The 13538-nt window shown below is 74.4% G+C and carries 9 protein-coding genes and 2 pseudogenes; 3 read left to right on the top strand and 8 right to left on the bottom strand.

What is annotated here, in order from left to right; genetic code table 11:
• Nucleotides 1-74 precede the first annotated feature (74 nt).
• The 6 genes and pseudogenes from ACFCX4_RS15125 to ACFCX4_RS15100 form a co-directional block, all read right to left on the bottom strand.
• A complete protein-coding gene (locus ACFCX4_RS15125) occupies nucleotides 75-1232 on the bottom strand; it encodes a DUF2510 domain-containing protein (protein ID WP_376142418.1) in 1158 nt (385 codons plus the stop codon).
• A 236-nt stretch (nucleotides 1233-1468) separates the two neighbouring features.
• Nucleotides 1469-1999, bottom strand: coding sequence for an RICIN domain-containing protein (locus tag ACFCX4_RS15120; protein ID WP_376142416.1), 531 nt, complete (start codon nucleotides 1997-1999; stop codon nucleotides 1469-1471).
• Nucleotides 2000-2162: 163 nt separating this feature from the next.
• Nucleotides 2163-2984, bottom strand: a complete 822-nt coding sequence (locus ACFCX4_RS15115; protein WP_376142414.1) for a 3-oxoacyl-ACP reductase — start codon at nucleotides 2982-2984, stop codon at nucleotides 2163-2165.
• 8 nt (nucleotides 2985-2992) lie between these two features.
• Nucleotides 2993-4390 (bottom strand): aldehyde dehydrogenase family protein, encoded by a 1398-nt coding sequence (locus tag ACFCX4_RS15110; RefSeq protein ID WP_376142412.1) that lies wholly within the window; start codon nucleotides 4388-4390, stop codon nucleotides 2993-2995.
• Nucleotides 4387-5395 (bottom strand): annotated as a pseudogene (locus ACFCX4_RS15105) (glutamine synthetase family protein); the annotation flags it as partial. The gene ACFCX4_RS15110 and the pseudogene ACFCX4_RS15105, both read right to left, overlap by 4 nt.
• A 198-nt stretch (nucleotides 5396-5593) precedes the next feature.
• Nucleotides 5594-5911 (bottom strand): annotated as a pseudogene (locus ACFCX4_RS15100) (glutamine synthetase); the annotation flags it as partial.
• Between the two features lie 249 nt (nucleotides 5912-6160).
• On the opposite strand from ACFCX4_RS15100, the gene ACFCX4_RS15095 reads away from it, so the two are divergent.
• Complete coding sequence (locus ACFCX4_RS15095; protein ID WP_376142410.1) at nucleotides 6161-6898, top strand: gamma-glutamyl-gamma-aminobutyrate hydrolase family protein; 738 nt, start codon at nucleotides 6161-6163, stop codon at nucleotides 6896-6898.
• An 83-nt stretch (nucleotides 6899-6981) separates the two neighbouring features.
• Here the strand turns inward: ACFCX4_RS15095 and chrA are convergent, their stop codons facing one another.
• Nucleotides 6982-8187 carry a chromate efflux transporter gene (chrA, locus tag ACFCX4_RS15090; protein WP_376142409.1) on the bottom strand — a complete coding sequence of 402 codons (1206 nt, stop codon included), beginning with the start codon at nucleotides 8185-8187 and terminating at the stop codon, nucleotides 6982-6984.
• 183 nt (nucleotides 8188-8370) lie between these two features.
• Here chrA and ACFCX4_RS15085 point away from each other — a divergent pair, with 183 nt between their 5' ends.
• On the top strand, nucleotides 8371-9417 hold the full coding sequence (locus ACFCX4_RS15085) for a cation diffusion facilitator family transporter (RefSeq protein WP_376142407.1): 1047 nt from the start codon (nucleotides 8371-8373) through the stop codon (nucleotides 9415-9417).
• Between the two features lie 118 nt (nucleotides 9418-9535).
• On the top strand, nucleotides 9536-10438 hold the full coding sequence (locus ACFCX4_RS15080; RefSeq protein WP_376142421.1) for a 5'-3' exonuclease H3TH domain-containing protein: 903 nt from the start codon (nucleotides 9536-9538) through the stop codon (nucleotides 10436-10438).
• A 73-nt stretch (nucleotides 10439-10511) separates the two neighbouring features.
• Here ACFCX4_RS15080 and ACFCX4_RS15075 read toward each other — a convergent pair whose 3' ends face one another.
• Nucleotides 10512-13439, bottom strand: a complete 2928-nt coding sequence (locus ACFCX4_RS15075) for a DEAD/DEAH box helicase (RefSeq protein ID WP_376142405.1) — start codon at nucleotides 13437-13439, stop codon at nucleotides 10512-10514.
• Between the last annotated feature and the right edge of the window lie 99 nt (nucleotides 13440-13538).

Below are 13538 nucleotides of genomic sequence, written 5' to 3'. Positions count from 1 at the left end.
GCCCGGATCGTTCCGGGCGGGCCACCGCCGTTCGTGGGCCGGTCCGCGGCCGGTGAGCCGGGCCGCGGCGGCGGTCAGGTGTTCGCGGTGCCGCCGTCCCCCGGGGCGCCGGGGAAGCCCGGGATCGCCGGCAGCTTGCCGCTGTAGTCGCCGATGCCCTTGACGATGGCGTCCATCACCGCGACGTCGGGCGCCTTGGCGGCGATGTCGAAGCCGAGGTGCACCGAGACCAGGGACTTGCCGTCGGCGGACGGGAACACCACGGTCTGCACGTAGCCGTCGTTGCCCTTGGCGGCGTCCACCTTCCAGCGGACCAGGTAGCCGTCCCGGCCGTCCACCTTGACCGCCTCGGACTTGAGCTCCTCGTGCGAGACGATCTCGTTGTAGGAGTCCTTGACGGCCTTCTCGATGTCGGCCTTGGCCGCCGCCTGCGCGTCGCTGCCGGAGCCGTCGATCCGGCCGGTGTTGGCACCGCCGAGCGAGCAGGTACCGCCGCCCTCGCACTCGTAGGAGCCGATGCTCAGCGCGGCGTAGCCGTCGCGGGTGGTGCCGCCCTCCCAGCCGGAGGGGACCTGCAGCACGAGCCGGTTCACCACGTCCACGGCGCGGTCGGTGGCGTTGCCCTTGCCCTGGCCGCCGTTGCCCTGGCCGTTGCCACCGCCACCGTTGCCGTTCCCCTTGCCCTGGCCGTTGCCGCCGCTGCCGTTTCCGTTCCCTTGGCCGTTGCCGCCGCTGCCGTTGCCACCGCCGCCGTCCCCGGGGCCGTTGAAGTCGGGCAGGCCGCGCCAGGGACCGCCCTCCCCGTTCGGGGCGACGGGACGGGCCGCACGGTGCCGGTCGTCGTGGTCACCGGTCGCCAGGTAGGTGACGCCCGAGCCGACGCCCAGGCCGAGCACGGCCGCCACCGCGGCCGCGATCACCACCTTGGACGGCCTGCGCCTGCGCCTCGGGGCCGGCGGCACCGGCGAACCGTAGGCGGTGCCGAAGGGCGGAGGCTCCGGGTAGCGGACCGACTGCCCGCCGTCCAGCACCTCCCCCTCCAGCACCCGGGGTCCGGCGGCCTCGTCCGGCCCCGGAACACCGGCCGCCGGGGCCTCCGGCGGCGGTGCGTCCGAGGGTGCGGGCCGGGTGCTGGCCGTCCACCCCTTGCCGTCCCACCAGCGCTGCGGCCTCGGGTCGCCGCTGATGTCCTTCGGGTCCGGGTACCACCCGGCGGGGATCTGCTCGCTCACGACACCGAATCTAAGGCCAGCCGGATAAGCGCGAAATCAGCTGGACCCCGGATTCCCGGCCTTTTCGATGAGATTACGGTGAGAAGGCGGAATCCCGGCCCGGCGGTGGGCGACGCGGCACCGCCGGACCGGCCCGCGGGCCCCGGGGCCGGGGCTCTTGTGGATCACTGCCGGGCCCGCGACGCCGGGGCACGCACCTCGCCGCGGCCTGTCCGACAAGATCCACAAGAGACGCCCTAGCCCTCGAAGCTGAACTGCTGGTTGTACCCGGGGCCGCCCGCCGGCCACAGGACCGCCGGTGCGCCGTCCGCCGTGCTCGCGCTCCTGATGTCGATCGGAAGGGCCGCGTAGGAGCTCCAGACGGACATCGAGCCCAGATCGGGCATCGCGTTCATGCCCTCCCACTTCTGGTTGTAGCCGCCGTGGCAGTCCCACTGGCCCACCTGGACCCCGCGCTCGCGGTTCCAGCCCGGGACCTCCAGGCACTTGCCGCTGTGCGCGTTCAGCACCGTGCCGTCCGGGTTGAAGTGCCACTTCTGGTTGGCACCGCCGGTGCAGGTCCACTGGCGGACCGGCGCGCCGTTGTCGGTGCGCCAGTCGGCGACCTCCAGACACTTGCCGCTGTGCACGGCGCGGACCTGCACGTCGTACCCGATGCTGATGATCGGGGCGGCCGAGGCGGGCACGGCGGCGACGAGCGCGGTGCCCGCGGCGAGGACGAGTGCGGCGGCGGTGCCGGCGAGGCGGCCGGTGACGGTTCGGGTCATCTGTTCCCCCCTGGAACGATGGCGGCGGACCGGGCGCACGGGCCCGGCCGCGGGGGCACGGGCGGTTCCCGCACCCTCCGCACACCGAGACTCGCGCGGACCCGGAAAGGTTGCACTCGAACCGGAGGCGTTCCGTGGGCGGACGACCCTTGGCGTCAGGCGCCTACAGCGGCGTCACGTAGGCGCCCGCGATGCCTCCGTCGACCAGGAACTCGCTCGCCGTGATGAACGAGGAGTCGTCGCTCGCGAGGAAGGCCACCGCGGCGGCGATCTCCTCGGGGCGGGCGAAGCGGCCCAGCGGGACGTGCACCAGCCGGCGGGCCGCGCGCTCCGGGTCCGCGGCGAACAGTTCGCGCAGCAGCGGGGTGTCCACCGGCCCCGGGGAGAGCGCGTTGACCCGGATGCCCTCGCGGGCGAACTGCACGCCCAGCTCGCGGGACATCGCCAGCACCCCGCCCTTGGAGGCGGTGTAGGAGATCTGCGAGGTCGCCGCTCCCATCCGGGCGACGAAGCTCGCGGTGTTGATGATCGACCCGCGCCCGTGCCGGCGCATGTACGGCAGCGCCGCCCGGCAGCAGAGGTACACCGAGGTCAGGTTGACCTCCTGGACCCGGTGCCAGGTGGCCGGCTCGGTGGTGAGGATGGAGTCGTCGTCCGGCGGCGAGATGCCCGCGTTGTTGAACGCGACGTCCACGCTGCCGAAGGTCTCGTAGGCCTCGTCGAACAGGGCCTCGACCATCGCCTGGTCGGTGACGTCGGTGTGCACGAAGAGCCCGCCGACCTCCTCGGCGGCCGCCTTGCCGGTGGTCTCGTCGATGTCGGCGCAGACCACCTTCGCGCCCTCGGCGGCGAGCCGGCGGGCCGAGGCCAGGCCGATCCCGCTGCCCGCGCCGGTGATCACCGCCGTCCGGCCGGTCAGCCGGCGGCAGACCGGCTCCGCGGGCTCCTCGTGCGGGTGGTGGGGGTGGTGGGCCTTCTGGGACACCGGTGCTCCTACTCCTCGGTCCGGATGAAGACGTTCTTGGTCTCGGTGAAGTGCGCCAGCGCCTCCGGCCCCAGCTCGCGGCCGACCCCGGACTCGCCGAACCCCCCGAACGGCGTCCAGTACCGCACCGAGGCGTGCGAGTTGACCGACAGGTTCCCGGCCGCGACACCCCGGGCCATCCGCAGCGCCCGGCCGAGGTCGCGGGTCCAGATCGAGCCGGACAGGCCGTACCGGGTGGCGTTGGCGAGCCGCAGCGCGTCCGCCTCGTCCTCGAACGGCAGCACCACCGCCACCGGGCCGAAGATCTCCTCGGTGACCGCCGGGACGGCCGGGTCGGTGGGCGCGAGCACGGTCGGCGGGTACCAGTAGCCCGGGCCGTCGGGCACCGTGCCCCGGGCGAGCACCGGCAGGTCGGGTGTCACGTACGACGCCACCCGGCGGACCTGCTCCGCCGAGATCAGCGGGCCCAGCACCGTCCGGGGATCCGCCGGGTCGCCGGTGCGGACCGCCTCCACCGCGGGCACCAGCAGCGCCAGGAAGTCGTCCACGGCCTCGCGCTGGACCAGGATCCGGCTGCGGGCGCAGCAGTCCTGGCCGCTGTTGTCCAAAAAAGCGAGCGGGTCCGCGGCGCCCGCGAGGTCCGCGTCGGCGAAGACGATGTTCGGGCTCTTGCCGCCGAGTTCGAGGGTGACCCGCTTGGCACCGGCCGCGCAGCGGCCGGCCACCTCCTTGCCGGTCGCGGTGGACCCGGTGAAGACGATCTTCCGTACCGCCGGGTGGTCCACCAGGGCGCGCCCGGTGACCGGCCCCGCCCCCGGCGCCACCTGGAACAGGCCCTCCGGCAGGCCGGCGGCGAGGGCGAGTTCGGCCAGCCGCAGGGCGGTGAGCGGGGTCGCCTCGGCGGGCTTGAGGACCACGGCGTTGCCGGCGCCGAGCGCGGGCGCGAAGCCCCAGGCGGCGATCGGCATCGGGAAGTTCCACGGGGCGATCACCCCGAGCACGCCGACCGGCTCGCGGAAGGTGACGTCGATGCCGCCGGCCACCGGGATCTGCCGGCCGGTCAGCCGTTCCACTCCCCCGGCCGCGTACTCCAGCAGGTCGCGGACGTTGCCCGCCTCCCAGGTGGCGTTGCCCAGGGTGTGGCCGGCCTCGGTGACCTCCAGCGCGGCGAGTTCGGGGACGTGCACGTCCACCTGGTCGGCGAAGCGGCGCAGCAGCCGGGCCCGTTCGCCGGGCGCGAGGGCGGCCCAGCCGCGCTGCGCGGCGGCGGCGCGCCGCACGAGGGCGTCGAGGTGGGCCGGTCCGGTGTCGGGGACGGTGGCGAGGACCTCGCCGGTGGCGGGGTTGCGGACGGCGCGGGCGGCGGGCTCCGGGTCCGCGGGGGCTCTCGTGTCGATGGTGTTCACATCCGTTCGAAGGACCGGTAGCGCTCCCAGTCGGTGATCGCGCTGTCGTAGGCGGCCTGTTCGACCCGGGCCATGTGGAGGTAGTGCTCGACCACGTCGTCCCCGAAGGCCTCGCGGGCCAGTTCGCCGGCGCCCCAGAGATCGGCGGCCTCGCGCAGCGAGCCGGGCACCCGGGCGTAGTCGTCGACGGCGTAGGCGTTGCCCAGACAGGGGGCGGGCAGTTCGAGCTTGTGCCGGATGCCGTGCAGGCCGGCGGCGATCATGCCGGCCACCGCGAGGTACGGGTTGACGTCGCCGCCGGGCACCCGGTTCTCCATCCGCAGGCCCGCGCCGTGGCCGACCACCCGGTAGGCGCAGGTCCGGTTGTCGCGGCCCCAGGCGACCGCGGTGGGGGCGAAGGAGCCGGGGCGGTAGCGCTTGTAGGAGTTGATGTTCGGTGCGTACAGCAGGGTGAACTCGCGCAGCGCGGCCAGCTGTCCGGCGAGGAAGTGGCGCATGGTGTCGGTCATCCGGCCGTCGGCGGCGGCGAAGGCGGGGGCGCCGACAGCGTCGCGCAGCGACAGGTGGATGTGGCAGCTGTTGCCCTCGCGCTGGTCGTACTTGGCCATGAAGGTGAGCGCGCAGCCGAGTTGGGCGGCGATCTCCTTGGCGCCGGTCTTGTAGACGCTGTGCTGGTCGCAGGTGGTGAGCGCGTCGGCGTAGCGGAAGGCGATCTCGTGCTGGCCGAGGTTGGCCTCGCCCTTGGCGGACTCGACCACCAGGCCGGCGCCGGCCATCTCGGTGCGGATCCGGGAGAGCAGCGGTTCGATCCGGGCGGTGCCGAGCAGCGAGTAGTCGACGTTGTAGAGGTTGGCCGGGGTCAGGCCGCGGTAGCCGCCCTGCCAGGCCTGCTCGTAGGTGTCGCGGAAGACCAGGAACTCCAGTTCGGTGCCGATGTCGGCGGTGAGGCCGTGCTCGGCGAGCCGGGCGAGCTGGCGGCGCAGCAGCTGGCGCGGTGCGGCGGGCCCCCGGTGGCCGCCGCGGCCGGCGAGGTCGGCGGTGACCAGGGCGGGGCCCGGCGGGCCGGGGGTGTGGCGCAGGGCGGTGGGGGTGGGGGGGGGGGGGGGGGGGGGGGGGGGGGGGGGGGGGGTGGGGGGGGGGGGGGGGGGGGGGGGGGGGGGGGGGGGGGGGCCGGCGCCGCGGGGGGGGGGGGGGGGCGCCCCGGGGGGGCCCCCCGCGGCCGGCGAGGTCGGCGGTGACCTGGGCGGTGCCCGGCTGCCAGGGGGTGAGGCGCAGGGTGGCGAGGTCGGGGCGCATGGCGAAGTCGCCGTAGCCGGTCTCCCAGGAGGAGAGCGCGTAGCCGTCCACGGTGTTGAGCTCGACGTCGACGGCGAGCAGGTACTCGCAGGCGTCGGCGCCGTGTTCGGCGACCTCGTCGAGGAAGAAGCGGGCGGCGAAGCGCTTGCCCTGGAGCCGGCCCTGCATGTCGGTGAAGCCGAGCGCGACGGTGTGGACCTCGCCGGCGTCGACCAGGGCGCGCAGTTCGTCGAGGGCGAGCGGGGCACGGCGCGGCGGGGTGCCGGGGGCGGCGGCCGGTGCGGTGGGGCCGGGCGCGTTGGGGCGGTCGGACGACATGGCGGACACCCTCCTCGTCGATCACGCTGCGAGACCGGACGGTCACAGCGAACCGTACGGCCTGGCGCGGACGGCACGGAAGAGGGCGGGCGGGTGTGGCGCGCCGAGGTGCGAGGTTGACGTGGGATCCGGCGGTGCGGGTGGAGAATGCGCGCCATGGATCGCAAGCCCTTTGTCGGCGTCAGCACCTATCTGGTGGACGCGAGTTGGAGCGACTGGCGGGACCGCCGGGTGGCCCTGGTGCCCCAGCGGTACACCGATTACGTACAGGACTCGGGCGGGATCGCGGTGCTGCTGCCGCCGGACGCCCCGGAGCGCGCGCCGGAGGTCCTCGCCCGGCTGGACGCGCTGGTGATCGCGGGCGGGCCGGACATCGACCCGGCGTACTACGGGCAGCCCGCGCATCCGCTGAGCGACACCGACGCGGTGGAGCGGGACGTCTGGGAGAGCGCGCTGCTGCGGGCGGCGCTGGCGGCGGGGATGCCGCTGCTGGGGATCTGCCGGGGCATGCAGGTGCTCAACGTGGTGTGCGGGGGCACGCTGATCCAGCACCTGCCGGACGTCGTCGAGGTGGACGTGCACGCCGGCTCGCCCGGCAGGTACGGGGAGCACGTGGTCCGGCCGGTGCCGGGCACGCTGCTGGGCGGGCTGCTGCCGGAGCCGGAGCTGACCGTCCCGACCTTCCACCACCAGGCGGTGGACCGGCTGGGGACCGGGCTGCGGGTGAGCGCGCACGCGCCGGACGGGACGGTGGAGGCGCTGGAGGGGCCGGGGTTCACGCTCGGGGTGCAGTGGCATCCGGAGCAGGGCGAGGACCTGCGGGTGATGGAGGCGCTGGTGCGGGCGGCCACCGCCTCGCGGGCGCTGCAGCTGGAGCCGCTGGAGGTGGGGTAGCGGGCGCCGGGCCCGCACCCGCCGGCCCGGGTCCCCTCGCCCGCGCCCCTCGCCGCACACCCGTCGGCCCGCCCCGGGGGCCCTCAGGCCGGGGGCAGTCCGGCCGCCGCGGCGAGCACCCCCGCGAGGCCGGCTGCCAGCAGTGCGGGCACCACGCCGCGCCGGGCGGCGACCAGCCAGAGCAGGGCGCCGGCCAGCACGCCCCACTGCCAGCCGTACCCGAGCGCGGCGGCGAGCGGCAGCGCGGAGCCGGCGATGGCGCCGATGACGGCCGGGCCGGCGCCGGTGAGGAAGTCCTGGACCCGCCGGTCGGCGCGGAGCCGGTCGAAGTGCCGGCCGCCGAGGATGACGAAGAGGAAGGACGGCGCGAAGGCGACCGCGGCCGCGAGCAGGCCGCCGCCGATCCCGGCGGCGGCGTAGCCGACGACGGCGACCGTCTGGACGACCGGTCCGGGGGTGACCTGACCGAGGGCGACCGCGTTGAGGAACTGTCCGTCGGTCATCCAGTGGTAGCGGTTGACCGCGTCGTCCTGCATCAGCGGGATGATCACGAACCCTCCGCCGTACGAGAGCGCACCGACCTTGAACGCCACCCACGCCACCGCGCCGAGTCCGCCGAGCGCGGGCAGGCCGACGGCGAGCGGCAGGACGGCGGCCCGTCCGCCGGCGGGCCCGGTCCGCTCCCCCGGTTCCGGGCCCCGCTCCCGCCCCCGGACGGCGATCTCGGTCAGTCCGGTGGCGATCAGCACCAGGACCAGCCAGGGTCCGGTGACGATCGCCGCCACCGCCCCGGCCAGCGCGTACCCGGCCCAGCGGGCGCGGGCGGCGCGGGCCCGGCCGGCCCGGGTGAAGCTGGCGGGCACCAGCGAGGTGGCCGCCTGCACGGCGACCGCCGGGACGGCCGCCCCCGCGCCGGCCGCCGCGCCGAGCACCCAGACCGGCGGGTCGCCGGCCAGGAAGAGGACGGCGAGGGCGAGGATCAGCGCGAGCCCGGGCGCGATGAAGCAGGCTCCGCCGACCAGCGCGCCCGGCAGGCCGCGCAGCCGCCAGGCGGTGAGGACGGCGAGCTGGGTGGAGGCGGGGCCGGGCAGCAGGTTGGTCGCCGCGATGCCGTCCTCGAACTCCTCCGGGGTCAGCCACCCGCGCCGCTCCACGCAGAGCCGGCGCAGCAGCAGGATGTGCGCGGGCGGGCCGCCGAAGCCGGTGATGCCGATCCGTCCCCACTCGCGCGCGATCCCACCCAGACCGACCATCCGTTCGGTCGGCTCCGTGCGCGGTTCCGGCTCCATGCCCGTCTCCCCTGTTCAGTGGCGGCGAGACGATACCCGACGGGGGTTACGGCGCGGCAATGACAACGGTCTCCAGTGCAGCCTTTGGATCTTCGTTCGATGTGCGGTTCACTTCGAGTGCGGGGCCCCCGACGGAGCGGCCCCCTCCGCCCGTGCGTTCATGAGCTCCAGGAGAGGACTTCGATGGCCGACCACGAACACTCCCACCATGATCATGAGCATGACCACAAGCACGCCCGCGCTGGTTCCGGGGGGCACGCCGGCCACTCGCACGCCGTCTCCGCCGACGCCGACCGCCGCTGGCTGGTGAGCGCACTCGTCCTGCTCGTGGTGTTCATGGCCGGCGAGGTGGTGGTCGGCTTCGCCGCGCAGTCGCTGGCGCTGATCTCGGACGCCGCGCACATGCTCACCGACGCGGCCTCCATCGTGCTCGCGCTGATCGCCATGCGGCTGTCCGCCCGCCCGGCCCGCGGCGGCTACACCTACGGCCTCAAGCGCGCCGAGATCCTCTCCGCGCAGGCCAACGGGGTGACGCTGCTGGTGCTCTCGGCCTGGCTCGGCTACGAGGCGATCAGCCGGCTGTTCGAGCCGCCGGAGGTGGCCGGTTCGCTGGTCCTGGTGACCGCGCTGGTCGGCGTGGTGGTCAACATCGCCGCCACCTGGTGCATGTCCAGGGCCAACCGCAGCTCGCTGAACGTCGAGGGCGCCTTCCAGCACGTCCTCACCGACCTGTACGCGTTCATCGCCACCGCGGTGGCCGGTCTGATCATGGTGACCACCGGGTTCGCCCGGGCGGACTCGATCGCCTCGCTCATCGTGGTCGCGCTGATGCTGAAGGCGGGCATCGGCCTGGTCCGCGACTCCGGGCGGATCTTCCTGGAGGCGGCGCCCGCGGGCGTCGACCCGGACGCGGTGGCCGACCGGCTGGTCGCCCAGCCACTGGTGGAGGAGATCCACGACCTGCACATCTGGGAGATCACCTCCGGGCAGCCGGCGCTCTCCGCGCACATCCTGGTCACCCCGGGCGGCGACTGCCACGCGGTGCGGCGCGGCCTCCAGAGCCGGCTGGCCGACGAGTACGGGATCACCCACAGCACCCTGCAGGTCGACCACGTCGGCGAGGACGAGGCGGGGGCGCTGCTGCAGATCACCGCTCCCGGCGACCGCACCGACGAACACTGCGCCGACGCCCACGGCCCCGTCCACCGCGCGGGCCCGCACGAGCACTAGCCGGGGTCTCTCCCGCGGATCACGTCGCCCGCCCGGCGTGCTCCGCACGGGAGGCCCCGGGTCGGCCTTCCCGTCGGACCGGTGAGGCATGATCGGAGGCGTGACCGCACCCCGCCTGATGCTGCTCGACTCCGCCAGCCTCTACTTCCGGGCCTACTACGGCGTACCGGACACCCTGCGCTCGCCGCAGGGTGAGCCGGTCAACGCCGTACGGGGCCTGCTGGACTTCATCGCCCGGCTGGTCCACGACCACCGGCCCGACCAGCTGGTCGCCTGCATGGACGCCGACTGGCGCCCCCAGTGGCGGGTGGACCTCATCCCCTCCTACAAGACCCACCGGGTCGCCGAGGCCGCCACCGACGGCGAGGAGGAGGTGCCGGACACCCTCGCCCCGCAGGTCCCGGTGATCGAGCAGGTGCTGGACGCGCTCGGCATCGCCCGGCTCGGCTCGGCCGGCTACGAGGCGGACGACGTGATCGGCACCCTGACCGCCCGCGCCGCCGGCCCGGTGCAGATCGTCACCGGCGACCGGGACCTCTTCCAGCTGGTCGACGACGCCCGCGCGATCACCGTGCTCTATCCGGTGAAGGGCATGGGCAACCTCCAGGTCACCGACGACGCGGTGCTGCTGGAGAAGTACGGCGTGCGCGGCGCGCGGTACGCCGACCTGGCCGCCCTGCGCGGCGACCCGAGCGACGGCCTGCCCGGCGTCAAGGGCATCGGGGAGAAGACCGCGGCCCAGCTGATCCACGAGTACGGCGACCTGGCCGGCATCCGCGCCGCCGCCGGGGACATCGGCTCCGGACTCACCCCGGCCCGGCGCCGCAACCTCCTGGAGGCCTCCGCCTACCTGGACGTGGCGCCGACCGTGGTGGGCGTGGCCACCGACGTCCCGCTGGCCGACGTCGACCCGGCCCTGCCGAACGAGCCGCTGGACCCGATGACCCTGGAGGCGCTCTCCGCCCGCTGGGGCCTCGGCACCTCGCTGGACCGCGTCCTGGAGGCCCTGACCGCCCGCTGACCCACCCGGAAGGGCCCGCCGCGCGGTGCGCGGCGGGCCCTTCCGCTCGTCCTCCTCGCGTCCCGCGGCCGGGTCAGCCGACCGAGGAGTAGGCGATGATGCCGCGGCGCAGGCCGTCGACCGCCTTGCGGGCGGTCCTGCGCAGCTCCGCGTCCTCGCCCGCGGCGTCCTGGATCTGGCCGAGCACGTCGATCAGCTGCTTCGTCCAGCGGACGAAGTCGCCGGCCGGCATGTCGGCGTCGCGCAGGACCGAGTCCAGCGAGTGCCCGAGCGCCCAGCGGTAGGCGGCCCAGGCGAACCCGAGGTCGGGTTCGCGCTGGCCGACGCCCTCGGCGGTGTTGATGCGGTGCTGCTCCTCCAGCGCGTCCAGGTGGCCCCAGATGCGGACCATCTGGCCGAGCGCCTCCTTCGCCGCGCCCTCCGGCACCCGGGGGGCGGTGGCGTCGTCGGACTGGCGGGCCTCGTAGACGAGGGCCGAGGCGCAGGCGGCGAGCTCCGCGGCGGCGAGGCCGTTCCAGACGCCCTCGCGGATGCACTCGGAGGCGAGCAGGTCGAGTTCGCCGTAGAGCCGGCCGAGGCGCCTGCCGTCGTCGGTGACGGTGTCCCCGCTGAGGTAGCCGAGGTCGGTGAGCAGGCCGCAGACGCGGTCGAAGGTGCGCGCGATGGTGTGGGTGCGCGAACGCATCCGGCGTTCGAGCAGCTCGGTGTCCCGGTGCAGCCGGTGGTAGCGCTCGGACCAGCGGGCGTGGTCCTCGCGCTCGTCGCAGCCGTGGCAGGGGTGCCGGCGCAGCTCGGCGCGGAGCCGGGTGATCTCCGGGTCGTCGGCGGCGGCGGCCCGGCCGCGCCGGAACCGCTCGGGCTCCACGTGACCGGCCTTGGTGCGCAGCGCCGAGGCGAGGTCGCGCCGGGACTGCGGGCTGCGCGGGTTGAAGGACTTGGGGATGCGCAGCCGGTCGATCGCGGCGACCGGGTGCGGGAAGTCGATCATCGCGAGCCGCTTGACCTGCCGCTCGGCGGTGAGCACCACCGGGCGGGGGCCGTCCTGGTAGTCCGGGTGGCGCGGGCCGCCGCGCGGGGAGCGGCTGACGGGCGGCAGTCCGGGGTCGAGGACGAGCGCGAGGCCGGCGAACTTGCCGGTGGGCACGTGGATGACGTCGCCGGGCTTGAGCTGCTCGATGGACTCGACGGCGGCGGCGCGGCGCTGGCTGCTGCCCTCGCGGGCGAGCTCGTTCTCGCGGTCCTTGAGCTGCCGGCGCAGCGCCATGTACTCCTCGAAGTCGCCGAGGTGGCAGGTCATGGAGGCGCGGTAGCCCTCCAGGCCCTCCTCGTTGCGCTGGACCTGGCGGGCGATGCCGACCACCGAGCGGTCGGCCTGGAACTGCGCGAAGGAGGTCTCCAGCAGTTCGCGCGACCGGTGCCGGCCGAACTGGGAGACCAGGTTGACGGCCATGTTGTAGGACGGCCGGAACGAGGACTTCAGCGGGTAGGTGCGGGTCCCGGCGAGGCCGGCCAGGGCCTCCGGGTCGAGTCCGCGCTGCCACAGGACGACGGCGTGGCCCTCGATGTCGATGCCGCGCCGGCCGGCCCGGCCGGTGAGCTGGGTGTACTCGCCGGGGGTGATGTCGGCGTGGGTCTCGCCGTTCCACTTGACGAGCTTCTCCATGACCACGGAGCGCGCGGGCATGTTGATGCCGAGCGCCAGGGTCTCGGTCGCGAAGACGGCCTTGACCAGGCCCTTCACGAACAGCTCCTCGACGACCTCCTTGAACCGGGGCAGCATCCCGGCGTGGTGGGCGGCGATGCCCCGCTCCAGGCCGTCGAGCCACTCGAAGTAGCCGAGGACGTGCAGGTCCTCGTCGGGGATGTCGGCGCAGCGCTCCTCGACGATGGCGCGGACCCGGGCGCGGTCGCCGTCCTTGTTGAGCCGCAGGCCGGAGGAGAGGCACTGCTGGACGGCGGCCTCGCAGCCGGCCCGGCTGAAGATGAAGGTGATGGCGGGCAGCAGGCCCTCGGCGTCGAGCCGGTCGATGACGTCGACGCGGCCCGGGGTCCAGACCCGGCCGGGGCGGCCGTTGGGCATGGACCGCCCCCGGCCGCGGCCGAACCTGTCCCGGGGGTTGCGGTCGAGCTCGCTGCGGGCGAGGCGGACCAGCTCGGGGTTGACGGCCTTGCCGGGGTTGCGGAGGCTGCCCTTGGGGCGGCCGTCGCGGTCGGGGCTCGCGAACAGGTCGTACATCCGGTTGCCGGCCATCACGTGCTGCCAGAGCGGGACGGGCCGGTTCTCGGAGACGATGACCCGGGTGCCGCCGCGGACCGTGTCCAGCCAGTCGCCGAACTCCTCCGCGTTGGAGACGGTCGCGGAGAGCGAGACGAGGGTGACGGACTCGGGGAGGTGGATGATGACCTCCTCCCAGACGGCGCCGCGGAAGCGGTCGGCGAGGTAGTGCACCTCGTCCATGACCACGTAGCCGAGGCCGTCGAGGGTGCGGGAGCCCGCGTAGAGCATGTTGCGGAGCACCTCGGTGGTCATCACCACGACCGGGGCGTCGCCGTTGACGGTGTTGTCACCGGTGAGCAGGCCGACCTTGTCGGCGCCGTAGCGCTTGACCAGGTCGCCGAACTTCTGGTTGGAGAGCGCCTTGATCGGCGTGGTGTAGAAGCACTTGCGGCCGCCCCGCAGGGCGAGGTGGACGGCGAACTCGCCCACGATGGTCTTGCCGGAGCCGGTCGGCGCGGCGACCAGGACGCCCTCGCCGGCCTCCAGGGCGCGGCAGGCCTCCAGCTGGAAGTCGTCGAGCGGGAAGTCGTACAGCTGCTGGAACCCGTACAGGGCGGTGGCCTGTTCCCTGGCCCGCTCGCGCGAGGCCGCGAAGGCCTCGGCGGGGCTGGGCTCCCGGTCGGGCTCCCGCCCGTCGGAGGGCTCCCGGTGGTCGGCGGGCTCGCGCTCAGGGGTGTTCATCGCCGTCCGGGGGTCGCGGTGGTCGGTGGTGTGATCTCGCATCTCAGCGAGAGGTTACCCGGCGGGACTGACATCGATAGCACCGTTTTTCCGGGACAAGGGATCACTTCCCGCTCACATCCATAGTTGCAAATGTCTTCA

Source organism: Kitasatospora sp. NPDC056327 (assembly GCF_042261735.1).
Taxonomy (GTDB): Bacteria; Actinomycetota; Actinomycetes; order Streptomycetales; family Streptomycetaceae; genus Kitasatospora.
The sequence above is the reverse complement of the archived record's forward strand: the minus strand, read 5'-3'. Positions and strand labels throughout refer to the sequence as shown.